We start from the raw sequence: 24,780 nt of genomic DNA, 5'->3' as shown, positions 1-24,780 counted from the left end.
AGTTATCGAGAGGCTGACACCTTGAGTGACATGGCAAAAAATTTAATTTTGTGGCTCGTTATCGCTGTCGTATTGATGTCTGTTTTCCAGAGCTTTGGCCCTGGTGAAAGCAGCGGCAGAGCAGTCGATTATACGACCTTTGTACAAGAAGTTGGCAAAGGCCAGATTCAAGAAGCAACTTTCAAAGATAGTGAAATCACCTTTACACGTCGTGGTAGCGCAACTCGCAACGTGACGTACATGCCCGTTTATGATCAAAAGCTTCTCGATGATTTGATTAATCAAAACGTCAAAGTTCAAGGTACTCCACCGGAAGAACAAAGCTTGCTTGGAACCATCTTTATCTCTTGGTTCCCGATGATTTTGTTGATCGGTGTGTGGATCTTCTTTATGCGCCAAATGCAAGGTGGCGGCGGTAAAGGCGCAATGTCTTTCGGTAAAAGTAAAGCGCGGATGATGAGCGAAGAGCAAATCAAAACCACCTTTGCTGATGTCGCTGGTTGTGATGAAGCCAAAGAAGATGTGAAAGAGCTGGTCGATTATCTGCGTGATCCGAGTCGATTCCAAAAGTTGGGCGGTAAGATTCCAACTGGTGTATTGATGGTTGGTCCTCCAGGTACGGGTAAAACCTTGCTCGCGAAAGCCATTGCGGGTGAAGCAAAAGTCCCATTCTTTACGATCTCAGGTTCTGACTTTGTTGAAATGTTTGTTGGTGTCGGTGCATCCCGTGTCCGTGACATGTTTGAACAAGCGAAAAAGGCAGCGCCTTGTATCATCTTTATCGATGAAATCGATGCTGTTGGTCGTCAACGTGGTGCTGGTGTGGGCGGCGGACACGATGAACGTGAACAAACGCTAAACCAAATGCTGGTTGAAATGGATGGTTTCGAAGGTAACGAAGGTATCATCGTTATCGCGGCAACCAACCGTCCTGATGTTCTTGACCCCGCGCTACTTCGTCCCGGTCGTTTCGACCGTCAAGTCGTGGTTGGTCTACCCGATGTTCGAGGCCGTGAGCAAATCCTTAAAGTTCACATGCGTAAGGTTCCGCTAGCGGGAGACGTTGAGCCGTCTTTGATCGCACGTGGTACACCGGGCTTTTCGGGCGCTGACTTAGCAAACCTTGTTAACGAAGCGGCTTTATTTGCTGCACGTGGTAACAAGCGTAATGTCTCGATGGTCGAATTTGAACTGGCTAAAGACAAAATCATGATGGGTGCGGAGCGCCGTTCTATGGTGATGTCTGAAGAGACGAAAGAGTCTACTGCGTACCACGAAGCAGGACATGCAATCGTTGGGCGCTTGGTGCCTGAACATGACCCTGTCTATAAAGTCTCGATTATTCCACGTGGCCGCGCTTTAGGTGTGACGATGTATCTTCCTGAGCATGATCGTGTCAGTATGTCGCGTCAGCATTTGGAGTCGATGATTTCCAGCTTGTATGGTGGACGTTTAGCAGAAGAGCTTATTTATGGCGCTGACAAAGTCTCCACTGGCGCTTCTAACGATATCGAACGTGCAACAGAAATTGCTCGCAAGATGGTTACCCAATGGGGCTTCTCTGAAAAACTGGGTCCTCTTTTATATGCTGAAGATGAAGGCGAAGTTTTTCTTGGCCGTAGCGTGACGCAAACTAAGCATATGTCAGATGACACTGCTAAGCTGATTGACGATGAAGTTCGTAAGATCATTGATCGCAACTATGACCGAGCTAAGCAAATCATTGAAGACAATATGGATATCATGCATGCGATGAAAGATGCATTGATGAAGTATGAAACGATTGATGCTGGTCAAATCGATGATTTGATGGAACGTAAGGCGGATATCCGTGAACCTGCAGGATGGGTTGATAACGACCATGATAGCGGTTCTAAAGGAGCAAAGTCTGACGAGAAACCATCTCCAGCAGCGCCAACCAAAGTTGACGATGATTCGAACAGTGAAGTTTCCGAAGATACCAACTTAAACGAATCAGCTGAGAAAAAAGACAGCGAGTAACCCGTCTTTTGATTGAAACCCCGAGTTTACTCGGGGTTTTTTGTTTTAGGGATAATGAGTTTTAAAAATGAAGTTAACAGCACATAATCGAGTTCTTGACCTGACCAAACCACACGTGATGGGGATCTTAAATGTTACTCCCGACTCTTTTTCTGATGGTGGTCGTTTCAATACCATCGAGACGGCGTTGCAGCGCGTGGAAGCGATGGTCAATGCTGGTGTCACGATCATTGATATTGGCGGCGAGTCGACGCGCCCTGGCGCACCTGAAGTGAGTGAACAAGAAGAGCTTGCTCGCGTCATTCCCGTTGTAAAAGCGATTCGAGAGCATTATGACGTTTGGGTTTCTGTCGATACCAGCAAAGCCGAGGTCATGAGGCAAGCGATTGAGGCTGGTGCCGACATTATCAACGATGTGCGTTCATTAACCGAACCAGGCGCGTTGGAAGTGGCTGCCAAAGCCAATGTTCCTGTCTGTATTATGCATATGCAGGGCGATCCGCAAACAATGCAAAATAATCCACGCTATGATCAGTTGATGGAGGAAGTACATCAGTTTTTAGGTGAAAGAATTGATGTTTGTATTGCCGCTGGCATAAAACGTGAGCAGCTGATCTTAGATCCGGGCTTTGGATTTGGCAAAACAGTAGAACATAATTACTCTATGCTGGCGCATCTTGAAGAGTTCCATCGCTATGACTTGCCAGTGCTTGCCGGGATGTCACGTAAATCTATGCTGTTTAAGTTACTTGATAAACAGCCTGCCGAGTGCATGGTTGCCAGTGTTGCATGTGCCACCATCGCGGCGCTCAAAGGTGCGCAAATTATCCGTGTACATGATTTCGAAGAGACATTAGAAGCGGTCAAAATCGTGAATGCCGTCTTAGAGAATCAGTAACACCAGAATTATAACAAAGGATACATCATGTCGAATCAAAGACGTTATTTTGGTACAGACGGTGTTCGAGGCAAAGTAGGTACTTACCCAATCACACCTGATTTCGTATTGAAGCTTGGCTGGGCGGCTGGTCGAGTGCTTGCTAAGCAAGGCACCAAACAAGTGATTATTGGAAAAGATACTCGAATTTCAGGCTATATGCTGGAATCTGCACTCGAGGCAGGTCTTGCTGCTGCTGGACTCAAAGCAACGCTCACTGGGCCAATGCCGACACCTGCGGTCGCTTACTTGACTCAAACATTTCGCGCCGAAGCGGGCATCGTGATTTCTGCATCACACAACCCTTACTACGATAACGGAATTAAATTCTTCTCGTCAGAAGGCACTAAACTGCCAGATGAAGTCGAATTGGCCATTGAAGCGGAATTGGATAAAGAACTTGAGTGTGTTGAATCATCGCTTCTTGGTAAAGCGGCGCGCTTAACCGATGCTGCTGGGCGCTATATTGAGTTTTGTAAAAGTACTTTTCCACATGAATTAAGTTTATCGACACTCAAAATCGTCGTCGATTGTGCTCATGGGGCGACCTATCATATTGCGCCAAGTGTGTTCCGAGAATTAGGCGCTGAACTTATTGCAATGGGTGTCGAGCCCAACGGCACCAATATCAACGATAAAGTTGGGGCGACCGATGTCAATGCATTACAGCAACGTGTCCTTGCGGAAGGCGCGGACTTAGGTCTGGCCTTTGATGGTGATGGTGATCGCCTTATTATGGTTGATCACCTTGGCAATAAAGTCGACGGTGACCAGATTGCATACATTATTGCTCGTGAAGCGCAGAAAACGGGCAAGCTGCAAGGTGGAGTAGTTGGCACGCTCATGACCAATCTCGGAATGGAAAATGGCTTGAAAGAGCTTGGCATTCCGTTTGAAAGGGCAGCCGTCGGTGACCGTTATGTGATGGAAAAACTGTTGGAGAACGGCTGGAAGATTGGTGCTGAAAATTCTGGGCACGTTATTTTACTCGATAAAGTGACCACTGGAGACGCCATTGTTGCAGCGCTTCAAGTGTTATCTTCGGTTGTTCGTAGCCATCAATCATTGTACGATCTCTCTCAAGGTATGACGCTCTACCCACAAGTATTGGAAAATGTGCGGTTTGCCGGTGATTCTGACCCTATGTCGTCAGAAGCGGTAAAAACAGCAGTTAATGCCGCTGAAACCGAACTTGGTGATAAAGGGCGCGTCTTGTTGCGAGCTTCTGGTACCGAGCCGTTGATTCGCGTTATGGTTGAAGGCGAAGATGCCGAATTAGTTCAACGCTTAGCGTTAATGATTGCTGAGACAGTAAAAGCAAACAGTTAATGCAATGCCGAGGGGCTAATAGCTTGTCCTCTCGGCTATTTATTCGCTAACTTGCCCTTTTTTTGAGCATTTAATTCGGATATCGAGAAAATTTAAGAAATACCCCTTGTCAGCGCTATTGGGTTCCGCTAGTATTGCTCCGCCTTCGCAAAGGAGGCCGCTAGCCTTGTTTAAGTCGTTTAAACGGCGCTGGCTCAACAATTTGGAACATAGGTGGAAATATGTTTACTGTTCTACTTGTGATTTACCTGTTGGCAGCGCTTGGTGTAATTGGCCTGGTGTTGATTCAGCAAGGTAAAGGCGCAGATATGGGAGCCTCATTCGGTGCAGGCGCATCAAACACAGTGTTTGGCGCAGGCGGCTCTGGTAACTTTTTAACCCGAATGACAGCAATTTTTGCAGTAGTATTTTTTATCATCAGCTTAGTGCTTGGTAATATGTCAACGCACAAAACTGAATCTCAATGGGTAGACCCGTCACAAGGTGTAACCATCGAAAAGAAAGCTGATGAGACAGTGAGTGAAGTTCCAGCCCCTACGGGTGAAGAAATTCCTCAATAAGAATTCGATGCCGAGATGGTGAAATTGGTAGACACGCTAGCATGAGGTGCTAGTGCCTTAGGTGTGAGGGTTCGAGTCCCTCTCTCGGCACCATTCTTTTACAAACTTGTAAAACACTATGTGGAGCGTATAATTGCTCACTAGTCGGACGCGGGGTGGAGCAGCTTGGTAGCTCGTCGGGCTCATAACCCGAAGGTCGTCGGTTCAAATCCGGCCCCCGCAACCAATCTTTATATCATTATGAAGATAAGATTGGGCAAGTTTGCGCAGTGCTAACCCGCTGCGGGTTAAGTGAAATGTCACTTAACATTCAGGGTCCAGCAACAAAAAACCCCGACTATCGGGGTTTTTTGTTATCTGATTTTCTTAAATCGGATAGTTGCTTGGTATTTAGATTGGGCTCTGAGCCCTTTTTTTGTTTCTGGAGTGGTTTAAATGACTGGTTTAGAAAGACAACTTACTGAATTGCTTGAAGCTCCGGTTTCAGCAGCTGGATATGAGTTAGTTGGATTAGAATTTATTCGTGCTGGCGAGCACTCAACATTGCGTCTTTTTATCGATCATGAGAATGGCATTACGGTTGATGACTGTGCTGAAGTTAGTCATCAGGCAAGTGCGGTTCTAGATGTTGAAGATCCAATCTCAGTGGCTTACAACCTAGAAGTGTCTTCACCAGGTTTAGAACGACCACTTTTCAAGCCAGCACACTATCAACAGTTTATTGGTCACGAGGTAAGCATCGTATTGAAAATGGCTGTTGGCAATCGTCGTAAATGGAAAGGGATTATTCAAGCCGTTGATGGCGAGATGATTACTGTCCAGGTTGACGGCCAAGAAGAGCAATTTGCTCTAAGCAATATTTCCAAAGCGAACCTGATCCCTAAATTTTAGTTCTCCTAGAGAAAAGAGCTGAAGAGGCTAATTAAAATGAGTAAAGAGATTTTAGCGGTTGCAGAAGCGGTATCCAACGAAAAAGGCGTACCTCGTGAGCGTATTTTTGAAGCGTTAGAAATTGCCCTAGCAACATCGACTAAGAAGAAACATGAATTCGAAATCGATGTGCGCGTTGCGATCGATCGTAAAACCGGTGAATTCGAAACTTTCCGTCGTTGGTTAGTGGTTGAGGAAGTTGAGTTCCCAACCAAAGAAATTTCACTTGAAGCTGCTCAGTATGATGATGAGACTGTGCAACTTGGTGATTATGTCGAGGATGAGATTGAATCTGTAACGTTCGATCGTATCACTACTCAGACAGCAAAACAGGTTATTGTACAAAAAGTACGCGAAGCTGAGCGTGCGCAAATCGTCGAACAATTCATCGACAATGAAGGTGAATTGGTGACTGGTGCGGTGAAGAAAGTGAATCGTGATACCATTATTCTCGATTTAGGTAATAACGCCGAAGCCGTGATTTTACGTGACGATCAACTACCGCGTGAAAACTTCCGTCCTGGTGACCGTGTTCGTGGCCTGCTTTACGCAGTTCGTCCTGAAGCACGCGGTTTCCAACTGTTTGTTACTCGTTCAAAGCCAGAAATGTTGGCTGAACTATTCCGAGTGGAAGTTCCTGAGATCGCTGAAGAAATCATCGAACTGAAAGGCGCTGCTCGTGACCCTGGTTCACGTGCGAAAATTGCAGTAAAAACTAACGACCGTCGTATTGACCCTGTTGGTGCGTGTGTTGGTATGCGTGGCGCTCGTGTTCAAGCGGTTTCTGGTGAACTTGGCGGTGAGCGTATTGATATCGTGCTGTGGGATGATAACCCAGCGCAATTTGTTATCAATGCAATGGCACCTGCTGATGTGGCTTCTATCATCGTTGATGAAGATGCGCACTCAATGGATATCGCGGTTGAAGCCGATAACTTAGCTCAAGCGATTGGGCGTAATGGTCAAAACGTTCGTTTGGCATCTCAACTGTCTGGTTGGGAACTGAACGTAATGACTGTTGAAGATCTACAAAAGAAACATGCAGAAGAATCTCAAGCATCGCTTGAAAACTTCATGAAGTACCTCGATATTGAAGAAGACTTTGCCGAGTTACTGGTTGAAGAAGGATTCTCTACATTAGAAGAAATCGCTTATGTACCTGTAAACGAGCTACTTGAAGTCGACGGCCTTAACGAAGAGCTAGTCGAAGAGCTACGTACCCGTGCAAAAGATGCGTTAACCACAATTGCACTTGCTCAAGAAGAATCATTTGAAGGCGTAGAGCCTGCTGATGACCTTTTAGCTCTTGATGGCCTCGAGCGCGAGATGGCTTATAAATTGGCGGCGAAAGGTGTTGCAACACTAGAAGATCTCGCTGATCAGGGCATCGACGATCTAGAAGGCATTGAAGGTCTAACCGAAGAGCGTGCAGGTGAACTTATCATGGCAGCTCGCAACATTTGTTGGTTCGGCGAAGACGCATAATTATTTCAGCAAGGGGGAGGAAGCGGCATGACACAAAGAACAGTTCAAACACTCAGTGAAGAGATTGGTACGCCAATCGACCGCTTATTAGAACAACTTGCTGATGCGGGGATGAAAAAAGCGAGTGGCGATGCTGTTTCTGACGATGAGAAGCAAAAACTACTCACTCATCTAAAGAAAGAACACGGTGACAGCTCAAATGAGTCTGGTCCTACTCGTTTAACTCTGCAACGTAAAACTCGAAGCACACTCAGTGTGAATGCGGGTGGCGGTAAGAGTAAGAATGTTCAGGTTGAAGTACGTAAGAAACGTACCTACGTAAAACGTAGTGCAATCGAAGATGAAGCGAAACGTGAAGCTGAAGAAGCGGCAAAACGTGAAGCGGAAGAAACAGCAAAACGCGAAGCTGAAGAAGCAGCGAAGCGCGAAGCTGAAGAGCAGGCGAAACGTGAAGCTGAAGAAGCAGCGAAGCGTGAAGCTGAAGAGAAGGCGAAACGCGAAGCTGAAGAAAAGGCGAAGCGTGAAGCTGAAGGAAAAGCGAAACAACGTTCAGCTGATGCTGATCCGAGTACCGCTGAAGATAAATCTAAGCAAGAAGCAGCGCAAAAAGAGGCACAAGAGCTTAAACGCCGTCAGGAAGAAGAAGCTAAGCGAAAAGCCGAAGAAGAAAGCCAACGCAAGCTAGAGGAAGCTCGCGAACTGGCCGAAAAAAATAATGAGCGTTGGTCTGCGGAAGAAAAGAAAAAGGGTGATATGGAAGATACAGATTACCATGTAACGACTTCACAATATGCACGTGAAGCCGAAGATGAAGCAGACCGTCGTGAAGAAGCCTCTCGTCGTACTAGCAATAAGAAGAAGAAAAAATCTTCTTCTAAAAACGACGAGCAAGAACGCGGTGGTCGTAACAACACTCGCGGCCGAGGCCGTAAAGGTAAGCTTGCTAAGCCTGCTTCAATGCAACATGGCTTTGATAAAACAGCAACTGTCGCAAAATCTGATGTTGTGATTGGCGAAACCATCGTGGTTTCTGAGCTAGCACAAAAGATGTCAGTGAAAGGCACCGAAGTTATCAAAGTGATGATGAAGATGGGCGCGATGGCTACCATTAACCAAGTCATTGACCAAGAAACCGCTCAGCTTGTTGCTGAAGAAATGGGCCATAAGGTTATTCTTCGCAAAGAGAATGAGTTGGAAGAGTCAGTGATGCAAGACCGTGGTGATGACACTGCAGAGGCCGTTTCACGTGCGCCAGTGGTTACCATTATGGGTCACGTTGACCACGGTAAAACATCAACGTTGGACTACATTCGTCGTACACACGTTGCTTCTGGTGAAGCGGGTGGTATTACGCAGCACATCGGTGCTTACCATGTAGAAACTGACAACGGCATGATCACTTTCTTGGATACTCCTGGACACGCGGCGTTTACCGCAATGCGTGCTCGTGGTGCTCAAGCAACAGATATCGTTGTGCTTGTTGTTGCAGCAGATGACGGTGTTATGCCTCAAACTGTGGAAGCCATTCAACACGCGAAAGCCGCGGAAGTTCCTCTTATCATCGCAGTGAACAAGATCGATAAAGAAGGCGCAAACCCAGACAACGTGAAGAATGAACTTGCACAATACGATGTTATTCCTGAAGAGTGGGGCGGTGAGAACATCTTCGTTCACATCTCTGCGAAACAAGGTACTAATATCGATGGTCTACTTGAAGCGATTCTTCTTCAAGCAGAAGTTCTTGAACTGACAGCGGTTGCTGACGGTATGGCTTCTGGCGTTGTGGTTGAATCTCGCCTTGATAAAGGTCGTGGTCCGGTTGCAACGGTACTGGTTCAATCTGGTACGCTTCACAAGGGTGATATTGTCCTTTGTGGTCAGGAATACGGACGTGTTCGTGCGATGCGTGATGAAACTGGTAATGAAGTGTCTGAAGCGGGTCCATCGATTCCAGTTGAGATTTTAGGTCTTTCTGGTGTTCCGGCTTCTGGTGATGAAGCGACAGTCGTTCGTGACGAGCGTAAAGCGCGTGAAGTTGCAAACTACCGTCAAGGTAAGTTCCGTGAAGTGAAACTTGCTCGTCAGCAGAAATCGAAACTAGAGAACATGTTCTCGAACATGGCGGCAGGTGACGTTGCTGAGCTAAATATCGTACTGAAAGCCGACGTTCAAGGTTCGGTCGAAGCGATTGCAGACTCACTCGTGAAACTGTCGACTGAAGAAGTTAAAGTGAACATCGTTGGTTCTGGTGTTGGTGGTATTACCGAGACTGATGCCGTATTGGCAGCCGCATCGAATGCAATCATTCTTGGCTTTAACGTTCGTGCCGATGCATCAGCACGTCGTACTATCGAAGCTGAAAGCCTTGACCTTCGCTACTACTCAATCATTTACCAATTGATTGATGAAGTGAAGCAAGCCATGAGCGGTATGTTGGCACCAGAATTCAAGCAAGAGATCATTGGTCTTGCTGAAGTTCGTGACGTGTTTAAGTCGCCTAAACTTGGTGCTATCGCTGGTTGTATGGTTACAGAAGGTCTGATTAAGCGTAATAACCCAATTCGTGTTCTACGCGATAACGTGGTTATTTATGAAGGTGAGCTTGAATCACTTCGCCGCTTTAAAGACGACGTACAAGAAGTTAAGAATGGCTACGAATGTGGTATCGGCGTTAAGAACTACAATGATGTTCGCGTTGGTGACCAAATCGAAGTCTTCGAAATTGTTGAAGTTGTACGTACACTCGACTAATTGACTAAAATTACTGTCATACAGTGATTGGTTGTTGAATACACCATGGGGGGCTGGTTTTTTACCATCCCCCCATTCTTTCGTTACTTAGGCGCATAATTTTTGCCGTGCTAAGTATTAAGTGAGTAAAGATATGTCAAAAGAATTTAGCCGCACGCAGCGCGTAGCGCAGCAGTTGCAAAAAGAACTCGCGATGATTCTTCAACGCGAAGTCCGTGACTCTCGTTTAGGAATGGTGACCATTTCTGATGTAGAAGTATCTCGTGACCTTGCCTACGCCAAAGTGTTTGTCACTTTCTTATGTGTGGGTGAACAAACGCCTGAGTCGTGTTTAGCCGCACTGCGCGAGCATGAAGCACATGTGCGCATGATGCTTGGAAAACGTATTCGCCTACGTTTAACGCCCGAGATTCGCTTCCATTATGATAATACCTTGGTGGAAGGGATGCGTATGTCTAACTTGGTGACGGAAGTGGTTCATCAAGATAAGCTCAAGCACAAAGATTCAGGGAATGAGGATCAAGAGTAATGGCTCGTCGTCGCAAAGGTCGTCCAATTAATGGTGTTGTGCTCCTTGATAAGCCGACAGGCATCTCTTCAAATGATGCGCTTCAAAAAGTAAAGCGTATCTATTTTGCCGAAAAGGCAGGGCATACTGGGGCACTGGATCCTCTTGCAACTGGTATGTTGCCCATTTGTTTGGGCGAAGCCACTAAGTTTTCTCAGTTCTTACTTGATTCCGATAAACGCTATCGCGTGATTGCGAAATTGGGTGAGCGCACCGACACGTCGGATTCCGATGGTGAAGTGGTCGAAACACGTCCAGTGAGTGTTGACCTAGAAACATTAACGGCTTGTATTGAAAAGTTTCGAGGAGAAACGGATCAAGTACCATCGATGTTTTCGGCACTGAAATATCAAGGAAAGCCTCTGTATGAGTATGCTCGTCAGGGCATAGATGTGCCACGTGAATCGCGAAAAATCACGGTGTACGATATTGTGCTTCATCGTTTTGAAGGTGATGAAGTTGAAATGGAAGTGCACTGTTCGAAAGGAACGTATATTCGCACTATCGTCGATGACTTGGGTGAGATGCTTGGCTGTGGCGCTCATGTCACCATGTTGCGTCGTACTGGCGTTGCCAATTATCCTTACGAAAGTATGGTAACGCTTGAACAGTTAAATGAGTTGCTGGAGCAAGCTCAGAGTCAGGAGATTGCGCCAAAGTCTCTTCTTGACCCTTTGTTGTTACCAATGGATACCGCCGTTCAAGCATTGCCAGAAGTGAACGTTAATGCTGAGCTTACCGATCTCATTCAACATGGTCAGCCTGTACAGGTGTTTGGCGCCCCGACTCAAGGTCAGGTACGCCTTACCTCCGGCAATGAAAAGTTATTCATTGGTGTTGGTGAAATGAATGATGATGGCAAAATTGCCCCGAAACGGCTCGTTGTGTTTCGTGAAGAGCAAGAATAGAAACTTAAAACCGAAGCCAATGCTTCGGTTTTTTATGCTTACGACTATTCAATTAGTTGAGCTTGTTGCAATGAATCTCTTAAGGCTTGTGCTCGCTGACGGTTAACGCCAAAATCATAATAGCCGACCCGAGATTGAGAGCGCACCCAAAGTTCCCTACCAGATATCCTTAATTCTAGATCATCAACGAAGCGAAACACCAAAGAGGTGTATTCGATACGTAGGTAGTCTGCTTGCTTGACCGCTGTTTTCGCCCGAGGAAGTGTGGTCGCTACCTGCTGTATTTGGTCTAAGGTTGCGCTCTCGCTTAGTAAAAAAGGCGCTAAGTGATGAGACTCTCGGCTATCCTGGGTTGAAACACAGTTCGGGCTATCCGGACAAAGCGTTGCGCTGCGATCCGCTATTTGAGCCGGCGTCTGGCTGCACGCCGTTAACAGTAGCACCGAAAATATCAGGGGGTATTTCATCACAGTCCTTGGATTTCACAAACAAAAAGGGATGCACTCGGCATCCCTTTTAGTATAACGGCTTTTGAATGAGTTAGACGTCGAGAAAGTCTAAAATTCCGTCAGCCGCCTTGCGACCTTCATCAATGGCTGTCACGACGAGATCTGACCCACGAACCGCATCGCCGCCAGCGAAGATTTTTGGATTAGAGGTTTGGTACATAAACTCTTGGCTCACAGGAGCTTGAATGCGTCCCCATTGATCCAGTTTTACATCAAATGGTTCTAACCAAGACATTTGGTGCGGTTGGAAACCAAACGCCATAATGACCGCATCCGCATCTAACACATGCTCACTGCCTTCAACCGGTTGAGGACGACGTCGGCCCGCTTCATCCGCTTCACCCAGTGCGGTTTTCACCACTTTCACGCCAGAAACTTGCCCTGCAGAGTTAACCTCAATGGCCAAAGGTTGCAGGTTAAACATAAAGTCTACGCCTTCTTCCTTCGCGTTTTTAACTTCTCGGCGTGAGCCCGGCATATTCTCTTCGTCTCGACGATAGGCACAAATTACGTTTGATGCGCCTTGACGAATCGATGTACGAACACAGTCCATCGCGGTATCACCACCACCGAGTACGACGACTTTTTTACCCGCCATATCAATGAACGGTTGGTTGTGTTCCAAATCCATCACTTTGTAGGTATTAGAAACCAAAAACGGCAGGGCGTCATAAACGCCATTTGCATCTTCGTTTTCCAGCCCTGCACGCATGTATTTATAAGTCCCTACGCCAAGAAATACGGCATCGTACTCATCGAGTAGCTGCTGCATCTCCACGTCTTTACCCACTTCGACATTCATACGAAACTCAACACCCATCTCGCTAAAGATGCGACGGCGATTTTCCATCACTCCTTTTTCGAGCTTGAATGAGGGAATTCCAAATGTCAGCAAGCCACCAATTTCTGGATAGCGATCGAACACGACAGGTTTCACGCCGTTTCGAACAAGAACATCCGCTGCGGCGAGGCCAGCAGGGCCCGCACCGATAATCGCGACTTTCTTGTCTGTCCACTCAACATGAGACATGTCTGGTTTCCAGCCCATTTCAAATGCTTTGTCGGTGATGTATTTTTCAACATTACCGATGGTGACTGCACCGAAGTCGTCATTTAGAGTACACGATCCTTCACACAGGCGATCTTGTGGGCATACGCGCCCACAAACCTCAGGCAGGCTGTTGGTTTGGTGAGAAAGCTCTACCGCTTCTAAAATACGTCCTTCATTGGCCAGTTTTAACCATTGAGGAATGTAGTTATGAACCGGACATTTCCACTCACAGTATGGGTTACCACAGTCTAAGCAGCGATCCGCTTGCGCGGTCGCTTGTTGCTTAGTAAAGGGTTCATAGATTTCGACAAACTCGATTTTACGCACATCAATAGGCTTTTTAGCCGGATCTACGCGCTGAACATCGATAAATTGGTATACATTCTGGCTCATTTGCTTTGGCTCCTTCCAATTCTTATTGTGCTTGAACGCGCAGTTCGGCCGCGCTACGGCTTTGATGCCCCAACAAGGTGTTGAGGTCTGCTGCTTGAGGTTTAACGAGATAGAACTTCGGAATCCATTCATCAAAGTTAGCTAGGATTTTTTCTGCGTGAACAGAACCCGTTTCCTCAAGGTGCTCAGCAATTAAGCCACGCAAATGTTCTTGGTGAATATACAAATCCGATAGCGCAATGGCTTCAACCGATTCGTTATTCACTCGACCTTGGAAGTCGTCATTTTCATCCATGACATAAGCAAAACCGCCTGTCATGCCAGCGCCAAAGTTAACCCCGGTCGCGCCAAGAATGGCCACAATACCGCCGGTCATGTATTCACAAGCGTTGTCACCCGCGCCTTCAATCACTGAAATCGTACCTGAGTTACGCACACCAAAACGTTCGCCTGCTTTACCTGCGGCAAACAGTTTGCCGCCAGTTGCACCATAGAGACAGGTATTACCAACAATGGTCGCTTCGTTACACTTAAACGCCGTACCAAGGTGCGGTTTAATCACAATCTTACCACCGGCCATGCCTTTACCGACGTAGTCGTTGGCATCACCAGTGAGATAAAGCTCAACACCACCGGCATTCCAAACCCCAAATGACTGACCTGCGGTTCCGTTTAGGTGAATCTTAATCGGGGAGGCGGCCACGCCCTGGTTTCCGTAGCGTTTGGCAACTTCGCCAGAAAGACGAGCACCTACCGAGCGATCGGTGTTGATGATGTCGTAGAAGAAGCTGGCAGAGGTTTGCGCCTCTACGGCGGCCAATGCATCGTCAACAATTTTGTTGTTGAGTTCTGCTTTATCAAACGGTGTATTTGGTTGATGCCAGAATAACGGATGGTTCTCTGGTGACACCGGCGCTTCCAAAATACCGGACAGATCCAGCTTGGTTTGTTTCGCTGTCATGCCTTCGACCGCTTCAAGCAGGTCAGTACGACCGATGAGGTCAGTCAGTTTTTGTACGCCAAGTTCGGCGAGCAACTCACGCACTTCATCCGCAAGACCGGTGAAGTAGTTCATCACCATTTCAGGTAAGCCTTTAAAGAACTCTCTACGCAGTGTTTCGTCTTGTGTTGCTACGCCCGTTGCACAGTTGTTGAGATGACAAATACGCAAGAATTTACAACCCATAGCGACCATCGGTGCCGTACCAAAGCCAAAGCTTTCAGCACCAAGAATAGCGGCTTTGACCACATCAAGGCCTGTTTTTAGACCGCCATCGACTTGAAGGCGAATCTTATGACGTAGCCCATTCGCGACTAAGGCTTGCTGAGTTTCAGCGAGGCCGAGTTCCCACGGGCTGCCTGCGTATTTTACCGAAGTTAGTGGGCTCGCTGCTGTACCGCCGTCGTAACCTGAGATGGTAATGAGGTCGGCATAGGCTTTCGCCACCCCTGTCGCTATGGTACCAACACCGGGTTCAGACACCAGTTTGACTGACACTAGCGCGCTTGGATTGACCTGTTTAAGGTCAAAGATCAACTGCGCCAAATCTTCAATCGAGTAGATATCATGGTGTGGCGGTGGAGAAATCAAGGTCACCCCTTGTACTGAGTGACGCAATTTAGCGATTTCTGCCGTAACTTTATGCCCTGGAAGCTGGCCGCCTTCACCTGGTTTTGCACCTTGTGCCACTTTGATCTGTAGAACATCGGCATTGGTTAAGTAGTGTGGCGTCACGCCAAAGCGTCCAGAGGCGACCTGTTTGATTCGAGAGTTACGCTCAGTACCAAAGCGGCGAGGATCTTCACCACCTTCACCAGAGTTTGAGTAACCCCCTAATCGGTTCATTGCTGTCGCTAGCGCCTGGTGCGCTTCAGGACTTAATGCACCAATTGACATCGCTGCAGAGTCAAAGCGTTTAAATAACTCGGTTTTTGGTTCGATATTTTCAAGCGTTAACGGTTGTTGCGCCTTTTTAAGTTTCATCAGGTCACGCAACATAGCAACTGGGCGAGCATTAACGTTATTGGCGAAACTTTTATAATCGGCATGTTCACCCGATTTTACAGCGGTTTGCAGTGTACTCACTACGTCCGGGTTATACGCGTGATACTCTCCGCCATGAACATACTTGAGTAAGCCACCATGTTCGATCGGCTTACGTTTGGCCCAAGCTTTACGAGCCAAATTAAACAAGTCTTGTTGGAAGTCATCAAAGTTTGCACCTTGAATTCGGCTAGCAACGCCTTTAAAACACAGCTCAATCACGTCTTGATGTAGGCCAACTGCTTCAAACAGTTGAGAGCAGCGGTATGAAGCAACCGTTGAAATGCCCATTTTCGACATGATTTTGTATAAGCCTTTATTGATGCCGTACTGGTAGTTTTGCATCACTTCACGATAGCTTTTGTCCAGTGCGCCATCGTCAATGACTTTACCTAATGCTTCATAAGCGAGGTACGGGTATATCGCGGTTGCACCAAAGCCAAGTAACACCGCAAATTGATGCGGATCACGGGCCGCGCCAGTTTCCGCCACAATATTGGCATCACAGCGTAAGTTGGCATCGACAAGACGTTTTTGTACGGCCCCGACGGCCATAGCTGCAGGGATCGGTAAGCGACCTTTGACTAAAGCTCGGTCAGAAAGGATGACCAAGACCGTGCCTTCGCGAACCACTTTCTCCGCCTCATCACACAATTCGACGAGCGCTTGCTGAAGATCTTTTTGCTGAGGATCGTAATTAATATCTAAAATGGTATTACGATAATGATCATCGCTCAGAGCCAGCAGTTGCTGCATATCAGAATACAGCAGCACAGGTGAATCAAACGTCACACGATGAGCATGGCCATCGGTTTCGTTAAACACATTCATCTCTTGGCCAATACTGGTCGCTAGAGACATTACGTGCTTTTCACGCAGTGGATCAATCGGTGGGTTGGTCACCTGAGCAAATTTTTGACGGAAGTAGTCGGTGACTAAACGTTCTTTGGAAGACAGCACCGCCATTGGGGTGTCGTCGCCCATCGAGCCAACCGCTTCTTGGCCCATATCACCCATTACTCGTAGAACCTGATCAACCTCTTCGTTGGTCATCGCAAATTGCTTTTGATAGGTTTGCAGCAAGCTTTCATCAAACTCACGTTGGCCTACTTTATCGTCAGGCAACTCAGAGAATGGCGTGAGCGTACGAACGTTGTGCTCCATCCATTCCTTATACGGGTGGCGACTCTTAAGATCGTTATCGATCTCGCCAGATTGCCACAACTTACCTTTGCGTGTATCGACCACCAATAGCTCACCAGGTCCAACGCGGCCTTTCTCTGCAACTTCGTCAGGCGCGTAGTTCCAGATACCGACTTCAGAAGCCAGAGTAATGAATTTGTCTTTGGTAATGACATAACGCGCTGGGCGTAGACCGTTACGGTCTAGGTTACAAGCCGCGTAGCGTCCATCAGAAAGTACGATACCTGCCGGCCCATCCCATGGTTCCATGTGTTTGGAGTTAAAGTCATAGAAGGCGCGCAAATCATCGTCCATATCTGGGTGATTTTGCCATGCTGGCGGCACAAGCATACGCATTGCTCGGAACAGATCCATCCCGCCGGATAGGAACAGGTCCAGCATGTTATCTAAGCTGGAGGAATCTGAACCCGTTTCATTGACAAACGGTGCAGCGGTCTGCAAATCCGGTAATAGCGGTGACGAGAACTTGTAAGCACGTGCGCGTGCCCATTGGCGGTTACCCTCAATGGTATTGATCTCACCGTTGTGTGCGAGATAGCGGAACGGTTGAGCCAGAGGCCAACGAGGTTGCGTATTGGTTGAAAAACGCTGGTGGAACAGACAAATGGCTGATTCCATGCGTAAATCGGCTAAGTCTAAGTAGAAGCGCGGCAAGTCAGCCGGCATACACAAACCTTTATAAACAATGACTTGAGTAGAAAGGCTACACACATAAAAGTCACTGTCATCGGTGATTTGCTTCTCGATACGACGACGCGCAATGTACAGGCGACGTTCAATATCACGCTCACGCCAGCCGGCGGGGGCGGAAATGAAGACTTGTTGAATATTAGGTAGCGAGGATTCTGCGATAGGTCCCAACACTTCAGGGTTGGTCGGAACTTCACGCCAACCAGCTACGGTTAACGTTTCTTGCGTTAGCTCTTTATTAATAATGTCTTTGGCAAACTGTGCTTTTACTGGGTCTTGACTGAAAAAAATCATCCCCACAGCGTATTGTTTGCTAAGAGCAAAACCATTGTCTTTAGCAATGAGTCTTAGATAGGAATCGGGCTTTTGAAGGAGTAAACCACAGCCATCGCCTGTTTTTCCATCGGCAGCGATACCGCCACGGTGGGTCATGCGATCAAGTGCTGAAATTGCGGTACGAACCAATTTATGGCTTGGTTCACCTTCCATATGAGCGATTAAGCCAAATCCGCAGTTGTCTTTTTCAAGACGAGGATCGTAAAGAGCCATTGCAATTCTCCCTTTGCTTCCTGCCGCTCCTGGCAGAGAAATGACTAACTATTTTGAATTTTGTTATTATTTTGTATATTTATTCAGTTTTTGTCGATATAAATTTAACGGTTTGCGACGAATTTATTTTCATCGACTTCACAACCTATAGGTTATTGTGAAAAAGGTCAAGTTTTTGGTGGAATATCACGCTGAGCTGAGATTTACCATTAATTTGTCTGAATAAGTCCTGGTAATTCAATCAGATAAGATTTTGACTGTTGCAATATCGCAACATTTATTTAGTCAGTTATAAAAAAAGACCAGCATAATATACTGGTCTAAGAGATAACTTTGGAAGGAATTTACGTCTATTTAGCGATAAGGCAGTCAATTCTCAGACGTTAAAATGGACTGCCTGCTTAGGTTAAGCGGATAGCATGAGCGAATTAGCCCTAGCCTCCAAGTTGGTGTTACCCATTAAGTAGCTGTCGATTTCCCGTGCACATTCTCGGCCTTCGTTGATACAGCGAACCACCAACGATTGTCCTGTGCGCATATCCCCCGCGGCAAATACACCTTTTTGATTGGTTTGGAAGTTATCGGTTGCGACATTACCACGTTCATCAAGCTTAATATCAAGCTGGGCAAGCACACCGTGAGGTTCTGGGTGTAAAAAGCCCATCGCTAGGAAAGCCATATCGCATGGAATAACACGCTCACTGCCAGGTACTTCTTCAAAACTTGGGCGTTCACCAGGTTTCGCATCTTGCCAAACGATATCAGCAATACGTAGCCCTGTTACTTCGCCTTGAGCGTTGCCAATAAACTCTTTGGTTAAAATATTCCAATGACGGTCACAACCTTCCTCATGAGAGGTCGATGTACGTAGAATCATCGGATATTGCGGCCAAGGCATATTCGCTGGGCGCTTCTCCGGTGGCATCGGCATTATTTCTACTTGAGTTATGCTTGCTGCCCCGTGACGGTTTGATGTTCCGACGCAGTCAGAGCCCGTATCGCCGCCGCCAATTACGACAACATGTTTACCTTGTGCATGGATCTCATCGGTTTTGAGATCCATCTTGTTGGCGCGGCGGTTATTTTGACCAAGGAACTGCATGGCAAAGTAGACGCCATTAAGATCGCGACCTGGAATCGGTAGATCTCGCGGAACCGTTGAACCGCCAGTCAGAAGAACGACATCGTATTCTTGTCGCAGTTGCTGTGCATTCACATCAACGCCAATGTGCTGGTTGACCTTAAACTCGATACCCGCTTGTGCCATTAGATCAATTTTACGATCAATGACGGCCATGCTGAGTTTGAAATCTGGGATACCAAAGCGCAGTAGCCCACCGACTTTTTCATCGCGTTCAAAGACCGTCACACTATGCCCGGCACTATTGAGCTGCTCAGCTGCGGCAAGACCCGCTGGACCACTACCAATAATTGCCACGGTTTTACCGCTGCGCGCACGTGGCGTCTTTGGTTTGGCATAGCCTTCACGGTAGGCGGTTTCGACAATGGTTTTCTCGATATTACAGATGGTGATTGGATCTTGGTTGATGCCAAGAACGCAAGAGCTCTCGCAAGGGGCAGGGCAAACACGGCCAGTAAACTCTGGAAAGTTATTGGTCGAGCTTAGGATCGTCCATGCCTCTTCCCAGCTGTCACGGTAAACCGCATCATTGAACTCAGGAATGATGTTGCCAATTGGACAACCGTTGTGACAAAACGGCACGCCACAGTCCATGCAGCGTGATGCTTGTGTATTGATTTTGCTACCAAACTCGTCGTTTAGTACAAATTCTTGGTTATTTTGAATTCGCTCAGCAGGGTCGATTTTCTTCGGTAGTTCACGACCATGCTCTAAAAATCCCGTCGGCTTACCCATTATACTGCCTCCGCTGCGGTTGGTTGTGCCTGAAGTTGACGCTGTTTTAGCGCGGCTTTGTAGTCACGAGGCATGACTTTGACAATCGATGCCATACTGGACTCAAAATTATCAAGGAACGATTGAGCGACCTCACTGCCTGTGAAGTTCATATGTTTGGTGACCATCTCTTTTAGCAGTTCACGATCTTCTGCTTCGATAGGATCAACATCGACAAGTTCTGGATTTAACTTCGATGCAAAGTCACCGGATTTGTCCCAAACATAAGCAACACCGCCACTCATACCTGCAGCAAAGTTGCGTCCGGTAGAGCCAAGGATAATTGCAACGCCGCCGGTCATGTATTCACAGCCGTGGTCACCCACACCTTCGACCACAACTTTTGCGCCAGAGTTACGTACACAGAAACGCTCGCCGGCTAAACCACGAATGTAGGATTCACCAGAGGTCGCGCCGTAGAAACACACATTACCAACGACAATGTTGTCTTCTGGAACGATGTTAGATTGGGTGTTGGGATACAGAACCAACGTACCGCCTGATAACCCTTTACCCCAGTAGTCATTCGCGTCACCTTCGACTTCGAACGTCACACCTTTGGCTAGGAATGCGCCAAACGATTGTCCCGCAGAACCGTGGAATTTCACATTCATTGGTTGTGGTAATCCTTGATCTTTATAGACCTTGGATATTTCGTTGGACAACATAGTACCGACTGAGCGGTCGGTGTTAATAATTGGTAATTCTAGATTCACTGCTTTGCCCATTTCCAAAGCTGGAGCCGCGGCTTGAATTAATTGTCTATCAAGCACATGTTCAAGCTGATGGTTTTGTTGGGTTTGGCAGTATACGCCGTCTTGTTCACGTGGCTGTTCAATATGCAGCATGGGTGACAAATCCAAATGTTGATATTTCCAATGCTGGATATCATCACGGACTTTCAGTTTATGACCTTGTCCAACCATCTCATCAACGGTTCTAAAGCCAAGTTCCGCCATGATTTCACGCAGTCCTTGAGCCATATATCGGAAGAAGGTAACAACGTCATCGACGCGGCCATCAAAGCGCTCACGCAGCGTTTTATTTTGAGTTGCGATACCGACAGGGCAGGTGTTTTTATGACATTTACGCATCATAATACAGCCTTCTACCACTAACGCGGCTGTAGCCACACCCCATTCTTCGGCACCGAGCAAAGTCGCTACCGCCAGATCACGAGGGGTTTTCATTTGACCATCGGCTTGCACGACGATGCGGTTACGTAAACCGTTTTTCAGCAGAGTTTGATGCGTTTCAGCTAGACCAAGCTCCCAAGGTAAACCGGTATGGCGAATCGATGACATCGGAGAAGCCCCCGTACCGCCATCGTAGCCTGCGATCAATACGACATCGGCTTTGGCTTTAGCAACGCCAGACGCAATGGTTCCGACACCGGCTTCAGACACCAATTTGACGTTGACGCGTCCCGCACGGTTGGCATTTTTCAAATCGTAGATCAGCTGGGCTAAATCTTCGATAGAGTAGATATCGTGGTGCGGTGGCGGAGAAATGAGACCAACCCCTGGCGTTGAGTGCCTTGTTGCGCCGATCCAGTCGTCGACTTTATCTCCGGGTAATTGACCCCCTTCACCAGGTTTCGCGCCTTGAGCCATTTTGATTTGCAGCTCGTCGGCGTTGGTCAAGTAGTACGAGGTTACACCAAAGCGACCTGATGCGACTTGTTTAATCGCAGAGCGCTCCCAATCGCCATTGTCTTTAGGTTCAAAGCGCGCTGCGTCTTCGCCGCCTTCGCCAGAGTTTGACTTGGCGCCAAGGCGGTTCATAGCCACGGCAAGTGTTGAGTGAGCTTCGTAGGAGATAGATCCAAACGACATCGCCCCTGTTGCGAAACGTTTGACGATACTTTCAATAGGTTCAACGTCTTCGATGGCAACACTGCCCGCTGGATTTTTGACAAATTCGAGCTGGCTACGCAGTGTCACTGCATGATCTAACTGCTGATCAACCGCTTGGGTGTATTGCTTAAACTGAGCGAAATCTTTGTTACGCGTAGATTGCTGCAGCAAAGAAATGGTTTCAGGATTAAACAGGTGTTTTTCACCGCGTTGTTTCCACTGGTAAACGCCGCCAACATCCAGCATCTGTACTGGAATTTCTCGAGTCGGATAGCCAACACGATGACGCACGACCACTTCTTTAGCAATTTCATCCAACGTCAAACCTTGAATGCGAGTAACGGTGCCTGTGAAGTATTTATCAACCACGGCTTTGCTGATACCAAGCGCCTCAAAGATTTGTGCACCTTGGTACGATTGCAGGGTTGAAATCCCCATTTTTGAGAAGATTTTAAGTAGCCCACCATTGACCGCTTTACGATAGCTGTCAAACAGTTGGGCTGTGGTTTGGTCTTGCGGTAACTTTTTACGGCGCTGTAAATCTACGCAAGTTTCAATCACCAAATATGGGTTGACCGCATCGGCGCCATAACCAAGCAGCGTTGCGAAATGATGGGTTTCGCGAGCATCACCGGTTTCAACCACGATACCGCATTTCGCGCGCAAGCCTTTACGAATTAGGTGGTGGTGAACCGCACCAACGGCAAGCATGGCTGGAATCGCTGCATGGTTAGAATTGATGGCGCGATCACTCAACAGCAGGATGGAGTAGCCATCAATGACGGCATCTTCGGCGTATTGGCAAATACGTTTTAATGCTCGCTCAAGCTTACCGGTATCACCGCTGGCCTGAAACACAATATCCAAAGTTTTGGCTTGTAAATGTTCATTGTCAATTGCACGCAGCTTTTCAAGCTCAGCGTTAGAAATAACCGGGGATTCTAATTCGACTTTACGACAATGAACTGGCGACTCTGACAGCAAGTTTTGGTCTTTACCAATGTAACTGTTAAGTGACATCACCATTCGCTCACGGATCGGGTCGATCGGTGGGTTGGTCACCTGAGCGAACAACTGCTTGAAATAGTTGGAAAGGTGCTGAGATTGGTGAGAAAGCACGGCTAGAGGCCAGTCGGCACCCATCGCACTTAACGGTTCTTTACCGTCACGCGTCATTGGAGTGATGATCTCATTCACTTCTTCGTTGCTCACACCAAAGGCTAACTGGCGATGAAGCAATCGCTCTGCATTTGGTTGGCTGTGGGCGTTATCCGCTTCCGGCAGTTTTTTCAGGCTTAGCAGGTTATCTTCGACCCACTTCTGGTAAGGCTGTGCGGAGGCGATGCCATCTTTAATCTCTTCGTCAGAGATAATGCGGCCTTGTTCTAAATCCGCCACAAAGATACGGCCAGGTTGCAGACGGCCTCGGTATTCAACGTTTTCCGGTGCGATTTCGACCACACCCGACTCCGACGCCATGATCAAAAAGTCATCTTTGGTTACCGTGTAGCGAGATGGACGTAAGCCATTACGGTCTAAAGTCGCGCCCACTTGGACACCATCGGTAAAGCACACTGATGCCGGGCCATCCCAAGGTTCCATAATGTTGGCATGATATTGATAAAACGCACGGCGCGTCGGATCCATATTTTTATTTTCTTGCCAAGCTTCAGGAATCATCATCATGAGCGCATGAGGAAGGCTACGCCCTGAAAGAACAAGCAGTTCAAGCACCATATCGAAGTTGGAGGAGTCCGAGCTGTCTTCTTGACAGATCGGCAGTAACATATCGATTTCTGCTTGCGTGAATAGCTGTGAATCGAGAATGGCTTCACGAGCTTTCATCCAGTTCAAGTTACCACGAACCGTGTTGATTTCACCATTGTGGGCAATATAACGGAAAGGCTGTGCTAGGCGCCATTTCGGGAACGTGTTGGTGGAAAAGCGTGAGTGAACCAATGCCAGCGCCGTGACCATGGTTGGGTTTTGCAATTCAAGGAAATATTGCGGAACTTGTTCTGTTGTGAGCTGGCCTTTATAAACAATCGTCTTGTAAGACATGGAGTTAATATAAAAATTATCCCCGATGTTGGACACGCTTTCCAAACATACACGTACGGTGTAGTTGCGTAATACGTAGAGTTTACGCTCAAGTTCTTCTGGTGACATGCCTGGTCCACCAGAGACAAACACATGTTCGAATTGTGGTTCGGTGGTCAGTGGATCATGGCCAAGCATGCTGTTGTCTGTTGGCAGTACGCGATAGCCTAGGATATCTAGATCCAGGCGTTTGGCGTTACGCTCTAAAATGTCACGACATTGCGCTCGTTGGTATTCATCTTGAGGAAATAGCATCACGCCGACGCCGTATTTCTCAAAAGAAGGTAGCTTAATGCCGACTTTTTGTGCCTCTTCAAGCAAAAACTCATGGGGTTTTTGCAATAAAATGCCCGCACCATCGCCACTGCACGGATCGCAACCTTGTCCGCCGCGGTGTTCCATACGAGCCAGCATATCCAGTGCTTGAGTCAGCACTTGGTGTGATTTTCGGTTTTTTAGGTGGGCGACAAAACCGATACCACAAGCATCATGCTCCAATTCTGGAGTATAGAGGCCTTGTGGCGCCTGTTTTAGATCTACCATAAATACATCCTTCCAGTTATTGGCAGAACGTTAGGCGCATCTGTGTTGCGTTCTGGTTCTGCCGTTGTCCTTGTAATGTGTATCGAAACCAGTTTAGGCGACTGGTTTGAGTCCGTTCTCTCTCGCGGGAAATGTGTCGCGAGAAACTTAATCCCTAGTGATATCCATAGTTTTTATATGAGTTTATAGTGCTTTATAGCGGAGGGGGTGAATATCACAGAATGTCCTACACATTTTGTGGATTTAAAATTACACAAAATGTGTGGGATCTGTAAGTATCCTACATTTTTGAGGGCTAGGTTGGCAATCAAAACAAAGTTGCAAATGTGCATTTTTATGTGTAACAACCAGTTAACATTAAGCATTTTCACGTATTTTTGTGCATTTTTATTGATTATTCTCATAAGTCACATTGACCAAAATAAGTACAATATTCTGTTTAATAAACTAATTGTGTA

Annotated in this window: 14 protein-coding genes and 2 tRNA genes; 11 read left to right on the top strand and 5 right to left on the bottom strand. The window is 47.2% G+C overall.

Going from position 1 to position 24,780, the window contains the following annotated elements; translation table 11 throughout:
- Window positions 1-30: 30 nt before the first annotated feature.
- The 11 genes from ftsH (at window position 31) to truB (ending at window position 11,469) form a co-directional block, all read left to right on the top strand.
- Entirely contained in the window at window positions 31-2,001 is a 1,971-nt protein-coding gene (gene ftsH / locus ACFFUV_RS13255) for an ATP-dependent zinc metalloprotease FtsH (protein WP_390193563.1), read from the top strand.
- 67 nt (window positions 2,002-2,068) lie between these two features.
- Window positions 2,069-2,899, top strand: a complete 831-nt coding sequence (gene folP / locus ACFFUV_RS13250) for a dihydropteroate synthase (protein ID WP_390193560.1) — start codon at window positions 2,069-2,071, stop codon at window positions 2,897-2,899.
- Window positions 2,900-2,926: 27 nt separating this feature from the next.
- Window positions 2,927-4,267: a phosphoglucosamine mutase gene (gene glmM, locus ACFFUV_RS13245; RefSeq protein ID WP_390193557.1), complete on the top strand. Its 1,341-nt coding sequence runs from the start codon at window positions 2,927-2,929 to the stop codon at window positions 4,265-4,267.
- Window positions 4,268-4,488: 221 nt separating this feature from the next.
- Entirely contained in the window at window positions 4,489-4,827 is a 339-nt protein-coding gene (secG, locus tag ACFFUV_RS13240) for a preprotein translocase subunit SecG (RefSeq protein WP_390193555.1), read from the top strand.
- A gap of 9 nt (window positions 4,828-4,836) precedes the next feature.
- Window positions 4,837-4,920 (top strand) — tRNA-Leu (locus ACFFUV_RS13235).
- A 56-nt stretch (window positions 4,921-4,976) separates the two neighbouring features.
- Window positions 4,977-5,053, top strand: a tRNA-Met gene (locus ACFFUV_RS13230).
- A 209-nt stretch (window positions 5,054-5,262) separates the two neighbouring features.
- Window positions 5,263-5,718, top strand: coding sequence for a ribosome maturation factor RimP (gene rimP, locus ACFFUV_RS13225; protein ID WP_390193553.1), 456 nt, complete (start codon window positions 5,263-5,265; stop codon window positions 5,716-5,718).
- Window positions 5,719-5,754: 36 nt separating this feature from the next.
- The gene (gene nusA / locus ACFFUV_RS13220; protein ID WP_390193551.1) at window positions 5,755-7,242 is read left to right on the top strand and encodes a transcription termination factor NusA; all 1,488 of its coding nucleotides are present in this window, start codon (window positions 5,755-5,757) and stop codon (window positions 7,240-7,242) included.
- A gap of 27 nt (window positions 7,243-7,269) precedes the next feature.
- The gene (infB, locus tag ACFFUV_RS13215; RefSeq protein ID WP_390193548.1) at window positions 7,270-9,993 is read left to right on the top strand and encodes a translation initiation factor IF-2; all 2,724 of its coding nucleotides are present in this window, start codon (window positions 7,270-7,272) and stop codon (window positions 9,991-9,993) included.
- Window positions 9,994-10,126: 133 nt separating this feature from the next.
- A complete protein-coding gene (gene rbfA / locus ACFFUV_RS13210; protein ID WP_390193547.1) occupies window positions 10,127-10,522 on the top strand; it encodes a 30S ribosome-binding factor RbfA in 396 nt (131 codons plus the stop codon).
- On the top strand, window positions 10,522-11,469 hold the full coding sequence (truB, locus tag ACFFUV_RS13205; RefSeq protein WP_390193545.1) for a tRNA pseudouridine(55) synthase TruB: 948 nt from the start codon (window positions 10,522-10,524) through the stop codon (window positions 11,467-11,469). The genes rbfA and truB overlap by 1 nt, the downstream gene beginning before the upstream one ends.
- Before the next feature lie 44 nt (window positions 11,470-11,513).
- Here truB and ACFFUV_RS13200 read toward each other — a convergent pair whose 3' ends face one another.
- The 5 genes from ACFFUV_RS13200 to gltB (ACFFUV_RS13180) all read right to left on the bottom strand — a co-directional run bounded on the left by ACFFUV_RS13200 (window position 11,514) and on the right by gltB (ACFFUV_RS13180) (window position 24,322).
- Entirely contained in the window at window positions 11,514-11,936 is a 423-nt protein-coding gene (locus tag ACFFUV_RS13200; RefSeq protein WP_390193542.1) for a DUF1499 domain-containing protein, read from the bottom strand.
- A 73-nt stretch (window positions 11,937-12,009) separates the two neighbouring features.
- Window positions 12,010-13,422 carry a glutamate synthase small subunit GltD family protein gene (locus ACFFUV_RS13195; protein ID WP_390193540.1) on the bottom strand — a complete coding sequence of 471 codons (1,413 nt, stop codon included), beginning with the start codon at window positions 13,420-13,422 and terminating at the stop codon, window positions 12,010-12,012.
- 22 nt (window positions 13,423-13,444) lie between these two features.
- Window positions 13,445-17,908 carry a glutamate synthase large subunit gene (gene gltB, locus ACFFUV_RS13190; RefSeq protein WP_390193538.1) on the bottom strand — a complete coding sequence of 1,488 codons (4,464 nt, stop codon included), beginning with the start codon at window positions 17,906-17,908 and terminating at the stop codon, window positions 13,445-13,447.
- A gap of 406 nt (window positions 17,909-18,314) precedes the next feature.
- Entirely contained in the window at window positions 18,315-19,784 is a 1,470-nt protein-coding gene (locus tag ACFFUV_RS13185; RefSeq protein ID WP_390193537.1) for a glutamate synthase subunit beta, read from the bottom strand.
- A complete protein-coding gene (gene gltB / locus ACFFUV_RS13180) occupies window positions 19,784-24,322 on the bottom strand; it encodes a glutamate synthase large subunit (protein WP_390193532.1) in 4,539 nt (1,512 codons plus the stop codon). The genes ACFFUV_RS13185 and gltB (ACFFUV_RS13180) overlap by 1 nt, the downstream gene beginning before the upstream one ends.
- Window positions 24,323-24,780 lie beyond the last annotated feature (458 nt).

The sequence above is a fragment of the Vibrio olivae genome (genome assembly GCF_042428525.1).
GTDB classification, from domain to species: Bacteria; Pseudomonadota; Gammaproteobacteria; order Enterobacterales; family Vibrionaceae; genus Vibrio; species Vibrio olivae.
This window is presented reverse-complemented; position numbering and strand designations above follow the sequence as displayed.

Coding starts and splice junctions, on each gene's coding strand:
- ftsH (WP_390193563.1), top strand. CDS start 31: ATGGCAAAAAATTTAATTTTGTGGCTCGTTATCGCTGTCGTATTGATG.
- folP (WP_390193560.1), top strand. CDS start 2,069: ATGAAGTTAACAGCACATAATCGAGTTCTTGACCTGACCAAACCACAC.
- glmM (WP_390193557.1), top strand. CDS start 2,927: ATGTCGAATCAAAGACGTTATTTTGGTACAGACGGTGTTCGAGGCAAA.
- secG (WP_390193555.1), top strand. CDS start 4,489: ATGTTTACTGTTCTACTTGTGATTTACCTGTTGGCAGCGCTTGGTGTA.
- rimP (WP_390193553.1), top strand. CDS start 5,263: ATGACTGGTTTAGAAAGACAACTTACTGAATTGCTTGAAGCTCCGGTT.
- nusA (WP_390193551.1), top strand. CDS start 5,755: ATGAGTAAAGAGATTTTAGCGGTTGCAGAAGCGGTATCCAACGAAAAA.
- infB (WP_390193548.1), top strand. CDS start 7,270: ATGACACAAAGAACAGTTCAAACACTCAGTGAAGAGATTGGTACGCCA.
- rbfA (WP_390193547.1), top strand. CDS start 10,127: ATGTCAAAAGAATTTAGCCGCACGCAGCGCGTAGCGCAGCAGTTGCAA.
- truB (WP_390193545.1), top strand. CDS start 10,522: ATGGCTCGTCGTCGCAAAGGTCGTCCAATTAATGGTGTTGTGCTCCTT.
- ACFFUV_RS13200 (WP_390193542.1), bottom strand. CDS start 11,936: ATGAAATACCCCCTGATATTTTCGGTGCTACTGTTAACGGCGTGCAGC.
- ACFFUV_RS13195 (WP_390193540.1), bottom strand. CDS start 13,422: ATGAGCCAGAATGTATACCAATTTATCGATGTTCAGCGCGTAGATCCG.
- gltB (WP_390193538.1), bottom strand. CDS start 17,908: ATGGCTCTTTACGATCCTCGTCTTGAAAAAGACAACTGCGGATTTGGC.
- ACFFUV_RS13185 (WP_390193537.1), bottom strand. CDS start 19,784: ATGGGTAAGCCGACGGGATTTTTAGAGCATGGTCGTGAACTACCGAAG.
- gltB (WP_390193532.1), bottom strand. CDS start 24,322: ATGGTAGATCTAAAACAGGCGCCACAAGGCCTCTATACTCCAGAATTG.